This window comes from Bacillus sp. UNC41MFS5 (assembly GCF_000686805.1).
On record NZ_KK366018.1, the window covers coordinates 243,573 to 264,531 of the forward strand.

The window sequence follows — 20,959 nt, forward strand, 5'->3', positions numbered from 1 at the left end:
ATAATGGGACCATCGCGGATGAAGATAACAAAGGAGGATATTATGTTTGAACAATTATACAGACAAAGAGTTGAGCTGACCAAAATCATAGAGCGATATACAGGACGGGACGGTACTCAAATGACTGCTATTCCGTCTTTATTTTTCTCCCGTTACTCTAATGATGGAGGTCCATATTACGGAGTTTACAAACCTTCCTTATGTATTGTCGTTCAAGGGATGAAGGAGGTATTGTTGTCACAGGAGCGTTTTCAGTATGGTCCTGCCGATTACCTTGTTGCATCCGTTAACTTGCCAACAACCGCACAAATCACTGAAGCCTCTTCCGAAGTTCCGTATCTGGCTCTGAAACTTGAATTCACACCGAGTGAAATATTGGAGGTGTTACGTGAATTCCAAATGGGAGTTGAAAAGAAGGAAAATGCTAAACGAGGTATGTATGTCAGCAAAATAGAGTCATCTTTGCTAGACGCGGTAACAAGATTAGCTCGTTTGCTAGATACTCCTAAAGATATCAAGGTACTTGCTCCTCTAATCACAAAAGAAATCATTTATAGGGTTCTGCAAGGAGAACATGGGAGTATGCTAAAACAAATAGCTATAGAAGGAAGTTCTACCCATCAAATCAGTGACGTGATTGAACATATCATGAATAACTATGAAAAATCTTTTAAGATTGAAGAACTTGCGGAAATAGCAAATATGAGTGTTTCTTCACTCCATCGGCACTTTAAAGAGATAACCGCCATGAGCCCAATTCAATTCCAAAAACAACTGAGACTTCAAGAAGCCCGAAGCCTGTTATTATCTGAATCGGCAGATGCAGCAGATGTTGCATTCCGGATGGGCTATGAAAGTCCATCACAATTCAGCCGTGAATATTCGCGCATGTTTGGTTTACCACCTAAAGAAGATATAAAGCGCCTGAGGGAGCAAAATGACCAAAGGGTAAAAGCTTGATTCCCCTTCACATATTAGTAGCTACACTTAAAAAATATAAAAGTGCATTAATCCGTGATTAATGCACCTTTACTATTCTGCAATTTACCTATCTTTGTAAGCCATAGTTTTATCCTGCTTCCTAACAAATTTCAGAACATAATGAGTCCCACTGATATAAATTCCCATTATGGATAGATAATCTATTAAAAATACCATGGTGGATTCATCATAGCTCCATCCGAATGGATTATATATGGTTAACCTAGAAAGCATATCTCGCTCGAAGGAAGTCTGAACACCGTATACAACTATCAACACCGCTATAACACGCAACGCGATTGTACGGATACGGGTCGTGCTGGTAATCCCCGTCATGTTTCGTACTGAATTGATAATTGTTCCCCAGGACATTCCTATATGGACAGCCATGAAAATAAATCCCCAATATGAAGTCATAACATGTATCTGTAATAGAATCATGTCATTGTATATTGGTAAAAAGGCAAATATGTCACGGGAAATCGGCACAGAACTTATTATCACCACAGTCATGGATACAAGAAAAAGCAAATTGACCGCAATGCTCAGTTTACGTTGTACATTGTGCTTTCCCTTAAAAATCGTCTTATACCATCGTCGATTTAAAATATTGTGGGCAATAAATAACAAAAACAATATAACCCCCACAACTTCATGGATTGTATTTCCGGTAATCTGGTAAGCCATTGCAACTAACATCAGAACTGTCATAGAAAGATCAATAACCAGCCTGATTAACATATTTCGTTTCAAGAACCTCTCCTCTTTCTAATTTAATTAATACCTGGATTGGTCTCAGTTGGACGGTTTATTGGTGAATATATCCTTATCCTATTTAAATGCTACTAAATCCCCTATGACTATTGATTAAAATGGATCATCAAAAGAACCTTCTGGATGATCCCTGCTTTTTCTTCTTCTTCCACTAAGTTATTTCCAATCGAAATATCCAGCGAGTCCTCCAGATTATCGTCTACCGCTTTTACCTCCCAGTGATTCGTAGGGATTCCTGCGATTTGGGATTCTGTACTACTGTCCTTTGATCCTGTTAAATCTTCAAGATCAAATCCATTCATTTCATCCAACGTGTTCACGAAGTCATCCCGTTCCTGATTCGCGTGACAAGAAAAGCAGCGACCGATATCTTCCTCGTTATCCAACGACCTGTCACCATTGAATTCCTGGTATTGCCAATCTCCGTTACGTGGTGTCCCTTGCGGGGTTTGGTCGCCCCAGCCAGTTCGCTTTTCCATCACGAAGATTTCATCGAGCTCTTCATCCCTATAGATTTCGAGAGTGATTACGGTGCCGTCAGGAATCGGCTGCCCGTTCTGCACTGCTTCAATTGCTTCGCGGCTTGTATAGAGTTCCTCTCTGACATTTCCTCGATTCACTTTCGTGTAGTTCACACCCTTATCGTAGTTCTCAGGGAATTCAACAAGTTCACGGTCATACCCAGATGGCTCCTGCTGGGAAGTGTCACCCGATGGCTTCTGTTGGGAAACCCCATTTGTGTCATTATTGTTGTTGCAAGCAGTAAGAGTGAGGGACATCACCAATGCAAGGGACGGAAATAATAGTTTTTTCATATTGTTTTCCTCCTACAATTTTTCGTATTTGTATTGATTCGTTAGAGTCAAAATTGTATAAGATTTTGAGATGTGGTGCTGTTTTTATGGTTATAAATACTGATTTACCAAAGGTAATGACTAATTTTATCGGGGACTAGCTGCTTATGTTTTTTTTTATCAAGTGTACTCTGTTTAGAATTTTTGATTTTATTTTTCAACAGAATCATAGTTATAGAAAAAGTCGAGGCTTTTTTATTATGCAACAAAAGAAAAAACGACCGATATCCTATTCCTCTCAAATAGTTGCCTAATCCTCCCACAATAAAAATTAAAGCTAGTCCCTAGTTTACTTTGCACCAAATCACAAATAGTTTTGTATTAATTACTAACTAGAATGGAATTACTTAACTGCTTTATGTGATAGTGGAACCAGTGGGGTATTATTGTCGAGGAATCTATTGTGATCCCCTATGAAAAACAGTTTCAATAAAAAGAGGAAGAAGAGAATGACATAGGGCAAAGAAGATTTAACTGAGGTTTTAAACATTTAAAATGAAGTTTTTAAAGAAATGTAATTAAACTAACCAAATGTTAGTGGAACAAGAAAAGGGCTGCCTCAACAACCCGATCCCTCCGTTATTTAAATAAGAATAATGCTTTACCGGTTATTCCAGCAAAAACCCCGATGGTTAATTAGAAATGAATTATTCCCGTAATCCATAAGATATCCTCGTTTTGACAACGTGTTATTTTTATCAAAGTGTTTAAAGTGTTCAATCAAAGTAGGAACAAAAATGCAAAGAAGAATTTGATAATACTATCCGACAAACAAAAATCCCTAATTACATTTTAGCCTTTCGGTTTTAGGACTTTCTTGTCGCAAAAAATACAATATGTAAGGTTTTTTGATTTCCTTCTTTTTCTTTTAAAACTTACACTATTTTTAAACTTTCTCGTCGCTGGTACATTTTTTTTAAATTTCATGTCGCTAATTAACGACATGAAATTTTAAAAAAAAACCAAAAATGGTAATTTAAAGGGATTTTGATTTTAGGACTTTTTTCCATGAGTACCATTTTCTTCAGCTGAAATTACTTGCATGTCGTTATACAATCCCCTTGTATACTGTGAAAGGATAACATTGCCATGTTATATTTTTTTGCCATGCCTTTTTTTGCTTGTGCGTACACTTCTTTACTATTTGTACTTATAGGGTTCTCTTTTAGGAAGTTGACAATCGCTGTTCCCGAAAATTCGGGATAAATATCAACATCCTTCGACTTTAAGGCATTAAATACAAAAGTCGTATCACCTAACCCTGTTCTTAACTTCACTTTCAAGTCTGTATTTTCTTCAATCAGTAATTTATACATATTGTCCAAAATTTCCGGCTCCGGACCGAACTTGCCAGCGATTGTAATCGTCTTTTGCTCTTTTTGAAAAAGTGCCGGACCAACCATAGATCCCACAATTAGAACGATAAGAAGCGCAAAAGCACCTGATGATACCATTATCTTTTTAAAGGAAATAGTTTCTAGCCTTCGGAGTAGTAGATCAAAAATGATCGCCAAAAGTGCGGATGGCACAGCTCCTAGAACTATAAGTGAATAATCATTTCGGGATATTCCAAGTAGAATAATATCCCCTAATCCACCCGCTCCGATTAGTGAAGCAATCGTTGCTGTTCCTATAATAAAAATGGTAGCTGTTCGGATACCTGCCATGATGACAGGCATAGCTAAAGGAAGCTCGACTTTTAATAGTCTTTTTCTTCTGTTCATTCCCATGGCGCTTGCAGCTTCTAGTAAGGAGGGCTCAACCTCTTTAATTCCTGTATAGGTATTGCGTAACAAGGGAAGCAGTGCATAAGCGATTAGCGCAATTACAGCAGGGACAGTTCCAATTCCAAAAAGTGGTATTAAAAGACCTAACAAAGCTAATGAAGGAATGGTTTGCAGCACTCCAGTAATTCCGATAATGTATTCCGCAATTCTTTGTTTTCGAGTTAAATAGATTCCTAGTGGTATCGCAATTATTAACGAGAAAAAAAGAGCGATTAACGATATTTCTATATGTTGCAAAAGAGCGTTCAAAAGCTGAGATTTTCGATCTGATAAGACACTTATCAAATTACTCATGAATTTGCCCTCCTTCTCTCAAATATCGTGACATAACCTTCATTGCATTTTGTCGGCTGATATTCCCGATTGCTTTTCCATTTTCTTCTACAGTAATTTGTTCGAACGATGCTAGTTGTTCTAAAACTTTATCTACTGGAGTAGATAAAGAAATGGTTTTTGTATCGGATAATAATGCTCGTTCATCTGTAATGGGAGTAATGAGTTCATTCAAATGAATCTGTAATTTACGGTTGCCAACAAATTCACTCACGAAGTCATTCACAGGATTGGTTAAGAATTCGTGTGGGGTTCCCACCTGAACGATTTCTCCATCTTTCATCAGACAAATACGGTCCCCCAGCTTTAAAGCTTCTTTCATATCATGAGTAACAAAAACAATTGTTTTTTTCATTTTTCGTTGAATTTCAAGCATATCTTCTTGCAATTTATCCCGGCTAAATGGATCAAGCGCACTAAACGGTTCGTCCATTAAGATGATTTCAGGGTCCGCTGCTAATGCTCTTATTACACCTACTCGTTGCTGCTGTCCTCCTGAAAGTTCACTAGGCTTACGATTTCGATACACACTAGGCTCAAGCCCCACCATATTTAGTAAATCATCAATACGAGCAGCAATCTTTTCTTTATCCCAATTTTTTAGTTCGGGTACAACTGCGATATTTTCGGCAATTGTCATATGTGGAAAAAGAGCAATTTGTTGCAGAACATACCCTATATTCCAACGAAGTTCATTAATATCATAATCGCTTATTTTTTTTCCATTAATCCAAACCCAACCTTTTGTTAATTCGATGAGGCGATTAATCATTTTTAATGTCGTTGTCTTACCAGAACCACTAGGTCCGATTAAAACAAAAAATTCGCCTTTCTTTATTTCAAAATCTAAAGACTTTACGGCAAAGGTTCCACTAGGGAATTGTTTCGATACTTGTTCAAATCGAATCATGTTACCTCTCCTCTTTTAGCATTTGTTTACCCTATTATTACCTCGCAAAAATTACATAGACGTCTATATATTATGTCAAAAAAATTTAAAATCTTTTTAGGATTTTTTCTAACAAATGTTCCAACTGTTCTTTTTCGGTGTTCGTTAAACCGCCATAAATGACAGTGTTTATTTTTTCTGAGATCTTACGAAATATTGGTTCGAGCTTGATTCCCTTGTCAGTAAGATTGATTAAAGTTTTTCTGCTGTCCTCCTTACTCTTTATTCTCTCTACAAATCCTAGTTTCTGTAGCTTATCAATTAAAACTGTTACTGTCGGTTGAGTGCGATGAATTTTTTCAGACAGCTCCTTCACGGATAAACCATTTTTTTCGTAAAGGCACACTAAAATATCCCCATGAGATGGGGCGATACCATCCACTCCGTTTTTGTTAAGCTCCGACAAAATCAAATTATTTACTGCGTCTCTAATCTTTCCAACTTTTGATGCTGTGTCATATTTTATCATGTTTTTTATTATACATAGATGTCTATTTATTTTCAAATAAATGAGTCAATAGAAAATGTCCTATTGACTCATTATTTATTATTGATTTCCTTATTTGTAAATTTTATTTAAATATTACATGGAATGAGGCATTAATTTTCATAGTCTGGGTCTAGATAAATGAAAAGTCGATTAATCTTGTAATCCCGTATTTCAAACACATTACAAAAGCGCCCTGCATGAGTAAATCCGGCACGCCATTCTTTTCCATTGGTTGTAACACCAGAACTTGTACCCTCTACGACAACCGTGTCTCCTTGAAATATATAGTTAAAATAAGCATAGTCGTGGGTGATGGATTTAAGCTTTGGACCTCTACCACTCTCAAAAAGAAGTTTTTTAATTTCCTCAATTCCAGTTGCCATTCCCATCTTTGGGAAATAAAACTGGGCATCCTCGGCAAATAATTCAAGAAAGGCAGGGTTACCCTGATCCATTAGTTTAAAGTATTCAAGTGCAACTGACTTTCTTTGTTCATCTGTCATGGTTTGTTGTGTAAGTGTCATTGTTAATTCTTCCTTTATATTGAATTAAATTATCTAGTTTTCAAAGTTTCTTTGAATTAAGAGCTGCATTCATGATTAAGCAGCTCTTTTTAATTCATTAGAATCTTTTTGTAAAATCAATTGCCTAACTGAAAATAACTTACTTCCATTGGTTGCAAGATAAACTGCTATTGCTAAGAATGCCAAATCTAACTCATATCCTGCCATTTGACCATTTCCCAATAAACCAACAGAAAGTTTAACTTTTAGTGTTGCTCCAATCATTAGTAATGCAAACAAAGCAGATACAAGTCTAGTTGCCAATCCAATGATTAATGCTACACCGCCAATGATTTCAATCAATGCCACGCCATATGCCATAAATCCAGGTAATCCAATACTTTCAAACCAACCGACAATATTTTCAATTCCACCTTGAAACTTTACAATTCCGTGAATTAAAAATAATGCCCCTAATGTTACTCGTAAAATAAGTGCTCCGATTTCGTTCTTTAACAACATTTTCTGTTCCTCCGTAATTTTATTATTTTTATGATTACCCTAGATTCGCGATAAATTAGAATAAAAATGCATCTAAAGCATATTGACCGGGACCGATCAAAGCTATACCAATAGCTACTGAAAGCAAAGTTAAGTTGTATTCATATCCATTAGCTGTTGCCCATAATCCGTTAGGAGCATGAACTTTCACAATCGCCATTGCCATAGTCCCTGCAATCAAAATTCCTGCAAGTGGAGTTAAAAGTCCTAATGCAAACAAGGTTCCGCCAATAAGTTCTGCTAACCCTGCGAAAAGAGCCATGGTCACTCCTGGTTTCATGCCAATGGATTCAAACCATCCACCGGTTCCTTTCAATCCATAGCCACCGAACCAACCAAACAACTTTTGAGCACCGTGACCCACAAATAGTAAACCAATTACCAAACGAATCAATAATAAACCAATATCTATCATCTTATAATCCTCCTAAATGTTATTTATCTCGAACTCGAGATATTTTATTAAAAAAAATGAAAGTTTAAACTTTATTCTTTACTTTTTTCATAAGATTCACCAGCGTCTCTGCCTCATCAGAATCTAGTGCTTCAAACATTTGATTAATAAACTCATGATATTTCGGCATGATGTAGTTCATCAATTCATTTCCGTCATCAGTCAATGTCACATGTATCACCCGGCGATCATCTGGACAGGTATTTCGGCATAATAAACCCCTTTGCTCTAGCTTATCTATAACATAGGTCATCGAACCACTTGAGACCAATATGCAATTTCCAATTTGTTGAATCGTTTGTTTCCCTTTTTGATAAAGTACCTCTAAAACTGAAAATTCCGTAATACCAAGCTTATTTTTTGCCATTTCCTCCTTTATTTGTTCATGAATTGCTTTAGATGTTTGCATTAATAAAAGAAAGGGCAAATTCGAGCATTTCCTCTCCATTTAGTGCACCTCCTCATAAAATCTCGAATTAAAATATCTTGAATATGAGGTAATAATATTACTTATAAAATTTTTTGTCAATACCCTTTTATTACTACTTTCCGTGAAAGTGCTTTAATTTTATCAGAAGGATAAAGTTTCAAATCGCTAACAAGTTTAATAGCTTTCTCATCCTTCAATTTATACATTCGTCTACAGTTTAACCTTTTGATTTTAGGACTTTCATGTCGCAAAAAATAATATTTATCAAAAAAATACTGCCTCATTTCTAATTGAGACAGCATTTTTAGATTCCTTTCATTATTCTGCTGGTTTAAGTGGTCCGTAAAAATAAGCAGCAGTCGCTCCACCGTCAATTAGGAAATCAGACCCGGTGATGAAAGCTCCCTGTGGCATCATCAGCAGCTCAGCCACATTTGCAACCTCATCAGCTGTTCCAGGGCGTCCGGCTGGGCACTTTTCAAACATATTCTTATAGAACTCTCCTCTTGGACCATTGAATTCATCTATAGCCAATGGCGTTACGATAATCCCTGGAGAAATAGAATTGATACGAGCGTTTTTTTCTCCCCAACGTATAGATTCGAACATAACCCGTTTCACATTGCACCGTTTTGCCATTTGATAAGCTTGCAACGTATCCTTGATATTTTCTGGACGAAGGACTTCCAAATGAAGGAGTTCTTCAGTTGGTGTAGTTGCTAACTGTTCATCAATTTCAACTCCCAATTGAGGCATTCTATGTCCAGATTGACTGGATATGGTTACACCCACGCCTCTAGGAGCTATTACCTTACCTACTTCCTCCAGCAATACTGCAGTTCCGTACAAATCCACCTTTAAAATGGTTTCAATAGGTGCCTGACTAGGTGACACGCCGGCTGCATTGATAAGAGCAGTGATTTCACCATACTTCTGACCTTCTGCGATCAAATTTAAAATAGATTCTCTGGAAGAAATGTCCGTTTCGACAGGCATCACATCAAATCCGGCTTCTTCCATAATTTTTGCAATCGCCATGGCATTTTCTAGGTTCTTATCTCCAACAATAATTTTCTTACCACAGCCGATTCTCCTTGCTATTGCCATGCCGATCTGTCCAGCACCGGTCCAAAGTATAACTTCTTTCATTGGATTTCCTCCTTCATATTATTCTAGGATTAATTTATTGTTTGCTATATCATTCCATAGGCAATATAATTCAATGCTAGTAAAAAAATATACATTGATATATAATTGAACACGCGTCTATAATTATATATAGTTATAGGATGTTTTCAATTGTTAATTCAACGCAATTTGTTTAGTAGTAAACAAATCAAATAAAATTGTTCATTATCTTTTAAGAAAGTTGGTGAATCTTAAAATGCCTAAAGTAGATAGAAGAATAGCTAAAAGCCAAGAAGCTATAAAAAAAGCCTTGATTGAGCTGATGTCTGAAAAAAATTTCGATGATATTACCATTCAGGACATTTCCAATCAAGCCAATGTTAGCAGAGGAACTATCTATCTTCATTACATGGATAAGTTTGATCTCCTGGACAAGCTCATTGAAGAACATATTAACGAAATGAGAGAAATCTGCGAAGCAACCTCCGCAGCAGAATATACAGATGCGAATCTCCCATGGTTTGAATACATCAAAACTCATTACTTATTCTTTTCGACGATGTTAGCAAGTAAAGGAGCTCCTTCTTTTCGTAGGCAATTCCATGAATTTCTCGTTGAGGAGTTCATAGATGAAATCGATACATCACAAGGAAAGAACCATGAATTAAAAGAAGATGTTCTTCTTCAATTTATTGTCACTTCATATGTCGGGATTGTGGAATGGTGGATTACGAATGGAATGCCTTATCCACCTCAAGTTATGGCAGAACAAGTAGGAATTTTATTAGAAAGAAACCTATAATTCATTAATAAAACTCAGCCATGGGCAAATCTTTCCTAAAATTACATAGGAAACAAAAACATTTAGAATTTCCAATCACTATAACCCCACAAAAAACGCCGACTGGTCTTTAAAACCAATCGGCGTCCCCGCGGAACCTAATAAGCTAAAACATTTGTATTCTCTCGCACCATTTCAATAAAATACTTCATAACTCTAATATCCTCTGTTAATTCTGGGTGAAAGGAACAACCTAAGAATTGACCTTCCCGCGCTAAAACAATGCGCTCTTCATGCTTTGCCAGAATCTCAACATTCTCACCGGCAGCCACGATATGAGGTGCTCGGATGAAAACAGCGGGAATATCCTCTCCTACTCCACTGATGGACATCTCGACTTCAAAACTATCAACTTGGCGACCAAATGAATTCCGTTCGACCACGATGTCCATCACCCCGAGATGTGGCGTATCATAGCCAACGATTTCCTTTGCCAGTAAAATCAGGCCAGCACATGTTCCAAACATCGGAACTCCCCCGGCGGCTAGAGCACGAATGGGTTCAAGCAACTCGTATCGGTCCAGCAGTTTCCGCATTGTTGTACTTTCTCCGCCAGGCAGTACAAGACCATTCAATTCTTTTAGATCTTCAGCTGATTTAACTGAAATGGCCCTACATCCAAGCTCTTCAATTTGTCTTATATGCTCTCTGACTGCACCTTGTAATGCAAGTACCCCAATTTTCAGCATATTACCAACCACGTTCCTGCATACGATCTTTTGCATCTAACGCGGAAATTTCAATTCCTTTCATCGGTGTCCCCAGCTCTTTTGAAATTTCGGCAATCAGTTTATAATCTCGGTAGTTTGTTGTTGCTTCTACAATTGCACGTGCGAATTTTTCTGGATTATCGGATTTGAAAATACCAGATCCGACAAATACACCATCAGCTCCAAGTTCCATCATTAAAGCGGCATCTGCAGGTGTAGCCACCCCGCCGGCAGCAAAATTGACAACAGGAAGTCTCCCCAATTTTTTAATTTCTAGCAATAACTCAAATGGTGCTCCTAAATTCTTTGCTTCCGTCATTAATTCGTCCGTATTCATACCGACCACGCGTCTTACTTGGGCATTTACTTTGCGAATATGACGAACCGCCTCGACAATATTTCCAGTACCCGGTTCCCCTTTTGTCCGTAACATAGATGCTCCTTCGCCAATGCGGCGTGCAGCTTCCCCTAAATCGCGGCACCCGCAAACAAAAGGTACAGTGTAGTCGCTTTTTAATAAATGGTATTCCTCATCCGCAGGTGTCAAAACTTCACTTTCATCTATGTAATCGACGCCCATTGCTTCTAATACACGTGCTTCGACAATGTGGCCGATACGTGCTTTTGCCATTACTGGAATGGTTACAGCGCTCATTACTTCTTCCATAATCCGAGGGTCTGCCATCCGGGCTACCCCACCAGCTGCGCGAATATCGGATGGTACCCGCTCCAACGCCATAACCGCAACCGCACCGGCCGCCTCAGCTATTTTTGCCTGCTCGGCATTAATGACATCCATAATAACGCCGCCTTTTTGCATTTCAGCCATTCCGCGTTTTACTCTTTCGGTTCCTACTAGTTTCATAAAATAACCTCCATTCATTTGATAATTACAGTATAATAGAAATTGACTACATGAAAAGGTTCAGTTTTATGAAAAACAACGTGGTCAGTTGGAGGGAATTGCGAATGGATATGCTAATGTTTAAGTTAGATAATGGTACAGACAAACCATTGTATGACCAGCTTTATAATGGAATCAAAGATGCCATTATCCATAAACAAATTGAAGTGGGAACAAAATTACCATCGAAGAAAAAATTAGCTGAATTTTTAAATATCAGCCAAACCACCATTGAAATTGCCTATGCCCAGCTCATGGCAGAAGGCTATGTGGCATCCAAACCCCGCATCGGTTTTTTCGTGGAAGAGATCGACGAATTACCCTATATTGAAAAAGAACTCCTAAACATGCCTGTAGGAAAGGTCGAGAAAAAAATCGTTCAATTTGACTTCCATCCCGGAAAAATTGATGCAGACTATTTCCCTTTTTCACTTTGGCGAAAATATGCAAAAAATATATATGATAGCAGTTCAAAAGAGTTGTTGGAAATTGGAGACCCGCAAGGAGAATTCGCATTAAGAGTGGAAATTGCCAAATATCTTTATCAATCGAGGGGGATTGTCTGCAGCCCCGAACAGATTGTCATTGGTTCGGGAACGGAGCAGCTGCTTCCAATGATTCTAAGGTTACTTGGAAATGATTTAAAATTTGCACTTGAAAATCCTGGCTATTCGGCCATACCTAAAATACAAATGCAAAATAGAGCCATCCCTATTTCGGTGGATGAAAATGGTTTAATCGTGGATGAACTGGAAAAAACAAAGGCCAATATTGTTTACATAACCCCTTCCCACCAGTTCCCTACGGGTGCCGTCCTATCCGCAACTAGAAGAACACAGCTATTAAACTGGGCAGCAAAGGATAAAGGCCGCTACATCATTGAAGACGATTATGATAGCGAGTTTCGTTATATCGGAAAACCTATTCCCGCCTTACAGGGGTTAGACCAAAACGAAAAAGTTATTTATTTGAGCACGTTTACCAAATCATTAATGCCTTCTTTACGTGTTGCTTATTTTGTCCTACCATCAACCTTACTGCAAAAATACAAGGAGACATTCAGTTTTTACTCATCAACCGTACCGAGATTCGATCAGCATATTTTAGCTGACTTTATGAGAGATGGCAATTTTTCCAAACACTTAAACAGGATGCGGAAAATTTATCGGAAAAAACATGAAAAATTAACCCAGATATTAGAAACGTATTATCCGGATGTCATCATCACAGGAGACCTGGCAGGAATGCACATTTTAATTTCCGTCCCCCTGTCAAAAAGGGAAGATCAGTTAAAACAAATAGCCGCTAAGGCCCATATTGCCATCTATCCAGTAAGCGATTATCTGTTAAGTCCTATTGACTATCCATATCCAACTTTTTTATTAGGCTTCGGCGGCATTCCATTGGACCAAATTGAAAAAGGCATACACCAATTAATGCAATGTTGGAACGACGAGATGCCGGGGGGACGGTACTAATGGCTTTTTGTGCCACTAGAACCAACCTCCTCCCCTTTATCATGATGAATAGCTTAAACGTTAAAAAGAAGGATGTACACATAATACATCCTTCTTACCCCACTTCATCAAGAGTTTGTAATCCTTACTTCCATTTACCAGTTAATACCTCTCCTCGGTCTGTTGCGGGTGCAGGTGTTCTTGATAAATTGGAAATTTCAGCGTACATTTCTTCTGTCATTTTAAAATCGGCAGCTGTTAAAGAATCTTCCAATTGGTCTAAATTACGTGCACCAATGATAGGGGCAGTAACAGCGGGATTTGCTTTTACCCATGCAACTGCTAAAGTTGCAGGTTTCACATCATGCTCTTGGGCATATTTGGTGAATTGTTCAGCCGTAACGAAATCTTCAGCCGCACCATAACGGTCTTGATAGCGGGCATTCTGTACAAGGCGGCCCTGCTCAGGACGTTTATTCACTCCATATTTTCCTGATAGTAGGCCACCACCAAGTGGGCTGTATGAAATCACTCCAATTTGTTCAGAAGCAGCCATTGGTAAAAGTTCAACCTCTGCTTGGCGTTTAACAAGGTTATACATAGGCTGGATTAATTCAAAGCGAGCGAGCTGTTCTTTTGCAGAAATTCCTAATGCTTTTGTGATTTGCCATGCTGCCCAATTGCTTACGGCTGGATAGAGAATCTTTCCTTGACGCTGTAAGTCATCGAGTGTCCGCAGCGTTTCCTCAATTGGAGTTTGTTCATCAAAATCATGGACGAAATAAAAATCAATATAATCCGTCTTTAAGCGACGCAGGCTATTTTCAATCCCTTGCATCATATGTTTACGGGACAAACCTCGAGCATTCACATCAGCACCCGTGTTCCAGAACACCTTTGAGGTTAAGACGATTTCGTCTCTTTCATGTGCGATACACTCTCCTAGAATTTCCTCAGAACGCCCATAAACATCGGCAGTATCGAAGAAGTTGATACCAGCTTCCCGACATCGTTTATACATGGCTTTAGATGTTTCTGCGTCAGCATCTCCGCCAAAAGACATGGCACCAAAACATAAATTCGAAACCTGAATCCCGGTTTTTCCTACTGTGCGATATTCCATCATAAATCCTCCTTCATTTGCTTTAGATTTCCACATATCCATTGTTAAATCCTATAGTTTTGTTTATCAATGGAAGCCAATTTAATACTCTTTTAATATATTGGTTAAATTTTTCATTTATTTGTTTTCCCCCACCTTCTGTTACAAGTAGGATTTGTCCGTTCTCCTTTGATTACCTGCTTATTTTAATTTCCCGCCAAATACCGGGAAGAAGCTATGCTCACCATAATTCTGGATGTGCTCAACATTCTTCAAAGTCTCCATATCTGCATCGTTAATAACAAAATCAAGCTCTGCATTGTTTCTCATGTGATCCGAATTTGCGGTTTTTGGAATTACTACAAGTCCAAGCTGGATATCATAACGTAGGCAAAGCTGAGCAACAGATACTCCATACTTATCAGCTATTACCTTAACCTCTGCATTATCCAGAACTGCACCGTGAGCAATTGGTGAATATGCCTCTACCAGGATGTCATTCTTCTGGCAGAATTCGATTAGTTCCAAAGGAGTATTGCTCACATGTGCCAATACCTGATTTACCATAGGCTTGATCTCACAGCTTGCAAAAATATTCTCTACATCATCCTGAAGGAAGTTAGAAAGACCGATTGTCTTTACCTTGCCTGTCTTATATGCATCCTCCATTGCTTTCCATACTTCTATGTTTTCCTCGAAGTAACGGTTCTCCTCACGGAACTCCATCCAAGGCTGTGGGCTGTGGATAATCAGAAGGTCAATGTAATCCAGTCCCATCTTTGCTAAAGACTCATCAATGGACTGTGTAACTGCCTCATAGGTCTTTTCTTCCGCAGCAACCTTTGTCGTGATGAAAAGTTCTTCTCTTGCCACACCGCAGGAACGGATTCCTTCGCCTACACCAACTTCATTCTTATAAGCCTGAGCAGTATCAATATGACGATATCCGATAGATACCGCATCACGCACTGCCTGTGCTGTCTGTGCATCGTCAAGCAGCCAGGTACCAAGACCTAATTTTGGTATTTCTACACCGTTTGATAATTTGTAAGTTTCGTTAAACATGATTTTGTCTCCTTTGCATTATTATATTTTTTAGTACCTTGTCTTATTTTCTGGAATAATTTCATTCACACAAGCTAATGAGTTCAATGTTCTGGGAAATCCCATATAAGGTAGGCAGTGGGTAATGGCGGTAATCATAGTTTCCTTGTCATTGCCTACATTTAAGTTTCCTTGCACATGTGCCTTCACTTGGCCTTCAGCCCCGCCTAAGCTACTTACGATACAAAGTGTCAACAACTCCCGTGTCTTCAAATCAAGTCCCTCGCGTGTGTAGAAATCCCCGAAGCAAAAAGCGGAAAGGTATTCCTGAATATGCTTTTGATTTGATGGGGCACTCTCTTGCATTTTCGCAATTACTTCACCAAAAATCTCTACTTGAGTAGCAAGTCCTTTCTCAAAACGATTATCTTCATCTACATTCTTTTGGCTTTCAATCGGTAAATCAATATTTCTTGCTTTGAAAACCTCATTGACTTCATTAATGGCATTTAGTGTTTTGGGAAATCCAATGTATGGTGCACACTGGTAAACAGCTTCTTTAATTTCCACTGGTGTCAGTCCAACGTTTAGTGCAGCAGCTACATGCGCCTTAAGCTGAAGTAACGTCTGGTTCGTGGCGAGCACTACCAGAGTGATAAGCTCACGTTGCTGGTCATCTAAATTACCTTGATAAAAAACTTCTCCAAAAATAAATCGGCTAAGAATGTCCTGAAAATCAGGGTCTGTAGCGTATGCGGCCGGTACTCCCTCGCCAAATAACTGTTTGTATTTTTCCTTGCTCTTTTCAATACGGTCCATAAAATAGCCTCCTGTTGAACTTTAATTACTTTTATTATTTCAAAAGTTAGCTGAACTTGATGTCTGTTGAAAATCAATATTGATTGATTAATCAACACCTGTTTATAATTATAAAAAAGCCCTTCATACTTTCAATGGTTAAATTAACGCAATTCGTTGATTACTCAACAAATCCATTCAAATTGTTGATTATCTCTAGAAAGATTGGTGAATTAATGTGTCTAAAGTAGATAGAAGAATAGCCAAAAGCCAAGTAGCTATAAAAAATGCTGTAACTGAACTGATGTCTGAAAAAAGTTTTGATGATATTACCATTCAGGATATTGCAGATAGAGCTGATGTTAACCGAGGAACCATTTATCTTCATTACACAGATAAATATGACCTCCTTGATAAGCTGATTGAAGAACATATAGAAAATCTCCGAGAACTATGCCAATCAGCATCTGAGATGACGTTTCAAGAAGGAAATTATGTCTGGTACGAATACTTTGAGCGTAACTATTTGTTTTTTTCAACGATGTTAGCGAGTAAAGGTGCACCATATTTTCGTAGTCGTTTTCTTGATTTAGTCGTTGAAGAGTTTAAACCTGAAGTGGATATATCAGATGGAAAAAACAAAGGATTAAATGATGAAGTGATTCTGCAGTTTTTTGGCTCAGCGGTCGTTGGAGCAGTAGAATGGTGGTTCAAGAATGGAATGCCTTTGCCAGCTCGTGTTATGGCTGAACAAACTGGGGCATTGTTGGATAGGAATCTAGAATAGAACCGACTTTTTTGCTTTTTTTACAGCAACCAAACTCGTTTCTAAAAAAATAGAGCAGTGTTAGTTTACTGCTCTTTCTGAAGGGCATATGTCAGCCGTGGAGAAATTTTTCCACATCTGTTTTTCCATTATGTTTTCGCATTTTTACTAGAACCATATAAGCAATGATAGACAGCAAGCTTGTTGTGACAATAATAACTCCGAATGGTACTGCAGAATACTCACCTGCAATACCCACAAGAGGGGCAGTAACAGCACCTAATAAAGTCGGCATAACCCCAAGAGTGCGGCAGCGCTTCCTGCAATGTGCCCTTGCGATTCCATCGCTAATGTAAAAGAAGTCGGACCGGTGACACCAATGGCAGCGTTTAAAAAGAAAAGCGGTATGACTAACAATAGTAACGGTCCATGCAAAAAAACATCGATAAAAACAATCGTCCCAGCTATAAAGGCTAGTGCTAGGCCAATCAGAAGGATACTATCTTCTTTTATCCTCCCTGCTAACAATTTCACAATTTGAGCCCCTAGAATTAAACTAATGCCATTTAAAGCAAATAGCATGGAAAACACTTGTGGTGTCACCTCATAAATATTTTGATAAATAAATGAAGCGCCGAAAATGTAGGCAAAAATTCCGGAAAACAATATACCCTGAACAAGAGCGTATCCCATGAATCTCCTATGTTTTAGCAAATCTTTAAAATTGCGTAATAACCCCATGAAATCACTAGAAACACGTCGTTCTGCAAGCAGGCTTTCTTTAATATTAAATGCAGTTAAAGTTGATAATAAGATTCCAAAAAAGCCTAAAAAGATAAATATACCTGTCCAAGGAGTAAAAGAAATGATGGTACTTCCTGCAAGTGGAGCAATCAACGGAGCAAGATTAAAAATGATGGTTAAGAGTGAAAAAAACTTTGTCAGTTCTATACCACTGTATAAATCACGAACTATTGCACGAGAAATTACAATCCCAGCAGAACCTGCAAATCCTTGTATGAAACGCAGAATGATAAAGACAGTAATGTTCGGTGCAAAAGCACAAGCGAAAGAAGAAAGAGAGTACACAACCATAGAATACAATAAAGGTTTCCGTCTGCCATGAACATCACTTAATGCCCCCATGATGATTTGCCCGAAAGCGATCCCTAAAATACAAGAGGTCAAGCTTGCTTAGACCATAGAAGCTTTTGTCTCAAAATATCCCATAATTTTAGGAAAAGAAGCTAAATACATATCGATGGTAAATGGACCAATTGCAGAAAATACAGCTAAAAGTATAGCGAAAGCAAGCGAATATTTATTTGTCTTTAAAACCATTTCATTACCACTCCTAAAAAACTCCTTAACTCATAACAATACTCAAAGGCAGTTACATAATTGTTTAAAAAACCTTAATTAATAAAGATTGCTATCTTGTGAATGCTTCATTTTTGGAAACCCGTATCATTTCACTTGGAAAATATTTTTTAAAATATTTTTCCACTTTTACATGTAGATTGTTTTCATACCACCCTGATTGTCCATGTTCTTCAAATAATTTTGGCATTCCTAATCTTTCTGAACGTTTACCCATGGCACCATCTCCAATGGATAGTGTATCAATCCATATATGGTCAACAATCCCATCCAATACTTTCGGAAACTCTGGGGTAAAGGGCAAAACGGGCGATATTGAAGCTTGGGTCATTATTCCGGCTTCATGAACTTCTTTTAAGGCTTTTAACCGCAAATTAATTCCTGGTGCATATGGAGCAAAAATTTGCTTTATTTCTTCCCTGTCCGTTTCAATCGTCATAGATACTAGAACTTTACATTTTTCCTTTAGTTTAACGATCAAATCAATATCTCTTGTTATTAGTGGTCCTCGTGTTTGAATTTGAAGAAAATCAGGAGGATTTTCAATCATTTCTTCTAAGATACTTCTTGTAATTTCTACTTTACGTTCAATTGGTTGGTAAGGATCGGTTGCGGAAGACATAAAAATGTTCAAGGGATTTTTTTTCTTCCGAAGTTTAAAGATTTCTTTGCGGTAATTTTCTGCTGCGTTTGCTTTAATGTCCAACCATTCTCCCCAGGAAATTTCTTTAAATCTTTGAATTGGCATTTCTCTAACATAGCAGTATCTGCAAGCAAACGCACAACCACTATAAGGATTCAATGAATGTGTATAGCCAACATCCAAATAACCTTTTGCTTCGGTAAGGATTTTTTTTGCAAGGATTTCTTTTATTTCAATTCCCATATTGATCACACCTCATTTTTAAAGTCTATAGTATTTTTAGAAATTTAGAGGTTAGTTCCTATTTTCCCGGGTCAAATACATTGAAGTATTCCTTGGAATCTCCTTCACTAAACACATTAAATATGATTTTTTCGAAATGATTGGAATGTGTATTTAACCAATCATTCACTGTCTTAACAGCTATGTTGGCTGCATCCCTTTTTGGAAATCCAAACACCCCTGTTGAAATCCCGCAAAAAGCGATTGTTTTAATTTCACCAATTTCATTGGCAACCTCCAAACAGGACTTATAACAAGAAGCTAATTCTGCTTTTTGTTTTTCCGTTAATTCTGTTCCTTTTGGAACAATCGGTCCTACAGTATGCATAACAAATCTTGCAGGAAGATTATAACCTCTTGTAATTTTTGCTCCCCCAGTCATCTCCAATTCCTTTTGGATGGACATAATTGTTTCACAGTCATCTCTTAGCTGTGGACCTGCTGCGGAATGGATTGCATTATCAATACAAGCATGTAAAGGCTGAAAACAGCCTAACATGTATTTATTAGCCGCATTGACGATAGCATCCGCATTTAACTGCGTAATGTCACCTTGCCATAATACAAATTTATCCGATTGGTTAAAGGAGTTATTGGGAACTAAAGTTGAAATGGTTTCAAGGTTTTCAACTTCAACAATGCCTTTCTCTTTTAATTCAGTTTGTAAAAGTGAGTCTAATTTTTCTAGAAAACAGATATCAAGAGGTTTTGGTTCTCTAACATTTAATAATCCTCTCAATAAGCTTCGTTTGCCGGTAAAATCATGAGGAACTTCAATATTTCTCACGGCAGCATTTTCTTTCAGCAGTATATCTACTAAATCATTGACAAATTCTGCTTTGTTTTTTAAAAGTATCGATGATGGCGTGTATTTATTTTTCAAATCGATGAGCGAAGAATATTCTTTTAGCAGCAATTGTTGCATGAAACAATCCCTCCTCTACTCTATTAAAGCCGATACAACATCTTGCATGTTTTCGGTGAATGCAATGGTTTGATCTACGGTTTCCACAAAGCCCTCTGGTTGATCTTTGTTCAATCGGACTAACGTTGCTCTTTCATTGTGATAAGTCATTTGTTCAAATGGATAACGAATAATCCCAGGTGTATTAAATCCAACACCTAACTCCATGTACACAATCCTCTTTCCTTCTGAATTCTGTAGGAAGTTTCTGTACAACTTATCAGATTTATACCACTTTTCATCCTGCACGAAGTATTGGTCTTTCCTGAGATTAACATCCATATTTCCACCACAAACAGGACATCTTGGAACAAGACTAGGAGGTATTTTGCAATCAACAGTCTTTTCAATCATTTCCTTCACCAATAATTCGTTATTATATAACATGTCATGGCAACCTTTTTCACATTGTAAAAAACTATAATCACCTTGGATTTCAAATACTTTATTCGGTGGAAAACCTGCTTTTTCAAACTGGCTTTCTACATTAGTTGAGATAACAAAATAATTTTTATCATTTACCAGGTTAAATAAATCGATGTAGAGTTTAGTAGCACCGATTTCATATCGGTTTAAGTTGATGTGTTTTGCCCAATACGCCCATTTCTCTTCTTCCGTTTCAAACGGGTAAAAGCCGGAGGTATAAAGATCGGAAAAACCATATTTTTCGATAAATGGACCGAAATTATCTATGAACCTTTTCCCGCTATATGTTATACCTGCAGCAGCGGATAACCCTGCACCGCCACCTAATAAAATATATTCTGCTTCAACAATTGCTTTTTTTGCTTTTTCTATACGCGATTGATAAGTCTGATGCATGT

24 protein-coding genes and 1 pseudogene are annotated in these 20,959 nt (G+C 37.8%); 4 read left to right on the plus strand and 21 right to left on the minus strand.

Annotation, left to right across the window (positions count from 1 at the left end; translation table 11 throughout):
• The first annotated feature begins 42 nt into the window (after window positions 1-42).
• The gene (locus BR30_RS0124740; RefSeq protein ID WP_026567349.1) at window positions 43-960 is read left to right on the plus strand and encodes an AraC family transcriptional regulator; all 918 of its coding nucleotides are present in this window, start codon (window positions 43-45) and stop codon (window positions 958-960) included.
• Between the two features lie 84 nt (window positions 961-1,044).
• On the opposite strand, the gene BR30_RS0124745 is transcribed toward BR30_RS0124740, so the two are convergent.
• The 10 genes and pseudogenes from BR30_RS0124745 to BR30_RS0124800 form a co-directional block, all read right to left on the minus strand.
• A complete protein-coding gene (locus BR30_RS0124745) occupies window positions 1,045-1,734 on the minus strand; it encodes a DUF4405 domain-containing protein (protein WP_026567350.1) in 690 nt (229 codons plus the stop codon).
• Window positions 1,735-1,841: 107 nt separating this feature from the next.
• On the minus strand, window positions 1,842-2,570 hold the full coding sequence (locus BR30_RS35415; protein ID WP_051633771.1) for a cytochrome P460 family protein: 729 nt from the start codon (window positions 2,568-2,570) through the stop codon (window positions 1,842-1,844).
• Between the two features lie 1,118 nt (window positions 2,571-3,688).
• Window positions 3,689-4,690: pseudogene (locus BR30_RS34505) on the minus strand (ABC transporter permease/substrate-binding protein); the annotation flags it as partial.
• Window positions 4,683-5,639, minus strand: a complete 957-nt coding sequence (gene opuFA / locus BR30_RS0124765) for an osmoprotectant update ABC transporter ATP-binding subunit OpuFA (RefSeq protein WP_026567351.1) — start codon at window positions 5,637-5,639, stop codon at window positions 4,683-4,685. The pseudogene BR30_RS34505 and the gene opuFA, both read right to left, overlap by 8 nt.
• Before the next feature lie 85 nt (window positions 5,640-5,724).
• Window positions 5,725-6,147 carry a MarR family winged helix-turn-helix transcriptional regulator gene (locus BR30_RS0124770; RefSeq protein WP_026567352.1) on the minus strand — a complete coding sequence of 141 codons (423 nt, stop codon included), beginning with the start codon at window positions 6,145-6,147 and terminating at the stop codon, window positions 5,725-5,727.
• A gap of 131 nt (window positions 6,148-6,278) precedes the next feature.
• Window positions 6,279-6,692 carry a nuclear transport factor 2 family protein gene (locus BR30_RS34510; RefSeq protein ID WP_035446187.1) on the minus strand — a complete coding sequence of 138 codons (414 nt, stop codon included), beginning with the start codon at window positions 6,690-6,692 and terminating at the stop codon, window positions 6,279-6,281.
• Window positions 6,693-6,767: 75 nt separating this feature from the next.
• Window positions 6,768-7,193: a DoxX family protein gene (locus BR30_RS0124780; RefSeq protein WP_026567353.1), complete on the minus strand. Its 426-nt coding sequence runs from the start codon at window positions 7,191-7,193 to the stop codon at window positions 6,768-6,770.
• A gap of 55 nt (window positions 7,194-7,248) precedes the next feature.
• The gene (locus BR30_RS0124785; protein WP_026567354.1) at window positions 7,249-7,647 is read right to left on the minus strand and encodes a DoxX family protein; all 399 of its coding nucleotides are present in this window, start codon (window positions 7,645-7,647) and stop codon (window positions 7,249-7,251) included.
• Between the two features lie 64 nt (window positions 7,648-7,711).
• Window positions 7,712-8,095 (minus strand): MarR family winged helix-turn-helix transcriptional regulator, encoded by a 384-nt coding sequence (locus BR30_RS0124790; protein WP_231507804.1) that lies wholly within the window; start codon window positions 8,093-8,095, stop codon window positions 7,712-7,714.
• Window positions 8,096-8,434: 339 nt separating this feature from the next.
• Window positions 8,435-9,265: an SDR family oxidoreductase gene (locus BR30_RS0124800; protein ID WP_026567357.1), complete on the minus strand. Its 831-nt coding sequence runs from the start codon at window positions 9,263-9,265 to the stop codon at window positions 8,435-8,437.
• A 235-nt stretch (window positions 9,266-9,500) separates the two neighbouring features.
• Here BR30_RS0124800 and BR30_RS0124805 point away from each other — a divergent pair, with 235 nt between their 5' ends.
• Window positions 9,501-10,046: a TetR/AcrR family transcriptional regulator gene (locus BR30_RS0124805; RefSeq protein ID WP_026567358.1), complete on the plus strand. Its 546-nt coding sequence runs from the start codon at window positions 9,501-9,503 to the stop codon at window positions 10,044-10,046.
• Window positions 10,047-10,183: 137 nt separating this feature from the next.
• On the opposite strand, the gene pdxT is transcribed toward BR30_RS0124805, so the two are convergent.
• The gene (gene pdxT, locus BR30_RS0124815) at window positions 10,184-10,774 is read right to left on the minus strand and encodes a pyridoxal 5'-phosphate synthase glutaminase subunit PdxT (protein WP_035446105.1); all 591 of its coding nucleotides are present in this window, start codon (window positions 10,772-10,774) and stop codon (window positions 10,184-10,186) included.
• Window position 10,775: 1 nt separating this feature from the next.
• Window positions 10,776-11,660 (minus strand): pyridoxal 5'-phosphate synthase lyase subunit PdxS, encoded by an 885-nt coding sequence (gene pdxS, locus BR30_RS0124820; protein ID WP_026567360.1) that lies wholly within the window; start codon window positions 11,658-11,660, stop codon window positions 10,776-10,778.
• Between the two features lie 104 nt (window positions 11,661-11,764).
• Between pdxS and pdxR the strand changes: the two genes are divergently transcribed.
• Window positions 11,765-13,177 (plus strand): MocR-like pyridoxine biosynthesis transcription factor PdxR, encoded by a 1,413-nt coding sequence (gene pdxR, locus BR30_RS0124825; RefSeq protein ID WP_026567361.1) that lies wholly within the window; start codon window positions 11,765-11,767, stop codon window positions 13,175-13,177.
• Window positions 13,178-13,301: 124 nt separating this feature from the next.
• Here pdxR and BR30_RS0124830 read toward each other — a convergent pair whose 3' ends face one another.
• The 3 genes from BR30_RS0124830 to BR30_RS0124840 all read right to left on the minus strand — a co-directional run bounded on the left by BR30_RS0124830 (window position 13,302) and on the right by BR30_RS0124840 (window position 16,121).
• Complete coding sequence (locus tag BR30_RS0124830) at window positions 13,302-14,279, minus strand: aldo/keto reductase (protein ID WP_026567362.1); 978 nt, start codon at window positions 14,277-14,279, stop codon at window positions 13,302-13,304.
• A 180-nt stretch (window positions 14,280-14,459) separates the two neighbouring features.
• Complete coding sequence (locus BR30_RS0124835) at window positions 14,460-15,323, minus strand: aldo/keto reductase (protein ID WP_026567363.1); 864 nt, start codon at window positions 15,321-15,323, stop codon at window positions 14,460-14,462.
• A gap of 30 nt (window positions 15,324-15,353) precedes the next feature.
• Window positions 15,354-16,121: a carboxymuconolactone decarboxylase family protein gene (locus BR30_RS0124840; RefSeq protein ID WP_026567364.1), complete on the minus strand. Its 768-nt coding sequence runs from the start codon at window positions 16,119-16,121 to the stop codon at window positions 15,354-15,356.
• A gap of 217 nt (window positions 16,122-16,338) precedes the next feature.
• On the opposite strand from BR30_RS0124840, the gene BR30_RS0124845 reads away from it, so the two are divergent.
• Window positions 16,339-16,887: a TetR/AcrR family transcriptional regulator gene (locus BR30_RS0124845; RefSeq protein ID WP_026567365.1), complete on the plus strand. Its 549-nt coding sequence runs from the start codon at window positions 16,339-16,341 to the stop codon at window positions 16,885-16,887.
• Window positions 16,888-16,978: 91 nt separating this feature from the next.
• On the opposite strand, the gene BR30_RS38740 is transcribed toward BR30_RS0124845, so the two are convergent.
• The 6 genes from BR30_RS38740 to BR30_RS0124880 all read right to left on the minus strand — a co-directional run bounded on the left by BR30_RS38740 (window position 16,979) and on the right by BR30_RS0124880 (window position 20,957).
• On the minus strand, window positions 16,979-17,161 hold the full coding sequence (locus BR30_RS38740; protein WP_026567366.1) for a hypothetical protein: 183 nt from the start codon (window positions 17,159-17,161) through the stop codon (window positions 16,979-16,981).
• Window positions 17,146-18,054: a multidrug effflux MFS transporter gene (locus BR30_RS34515; RefSeq protein WP_331280814.1), complete on the minus strand. Its 909-nt coding sequence runs from the start codon at window positions 18,052-18,054 to the stop codon at window positions 17,146-17,148. The genes BR30_RS38740 and BR30_RS34515 overlap by 16 nt, the downstream gene beginning before the upstream one ends.
• A 6-nt stretch (window positions 18,055-18,060) precedes the next feature.
• Entirely contained in the window at window positions 18,061-18,207 is a 147-nt protein-coding gene (locus tag BR30_RS38745; protein ID WP_331280815.1) for a hypothetical protein, read from the minus strand.
• A gap of 91 nt (window positions 18,208-18,298) precedes the next feature.
• The gene (locus BR30_RS0124870; RefSeq protein WP_026567369.1) at window positions 18,299-19,132 is read right to left on the minus strand and encodes an SPL family radical SAM protein; all 834 of its coding nucleotides are present in this window, start codon (window positions 19,130-19,132) and stop codon (window positions 18,299-18,301) included.
• A 58-nt stretch (window positions 19,133-19,190) separates the two neighbouring features.
• Complete coding sequence (locus BR30_RS0124875; protein ID WP_026567370.1) at window positions 19,191-20,096, minus strand: protein-ADP-ribose hydrolase; 906 nt, start codon at window positions 20,094-20,096, stop codon at window positions 19,191-19,193.
• 15 nt (window positions 20,097-20,111) lie between these two features.
• Entirely contained in the window at window positions 20,112-20,957 is an 846-nt protein-coding gene (locus BR30_RS0124880) for an SIR2 family NAD-dependent protein deacylase (protein WP_026567371.1), read from the minus strand.
• Window positions 20,958-20,959: the final 2 nt, after the last annotated feature.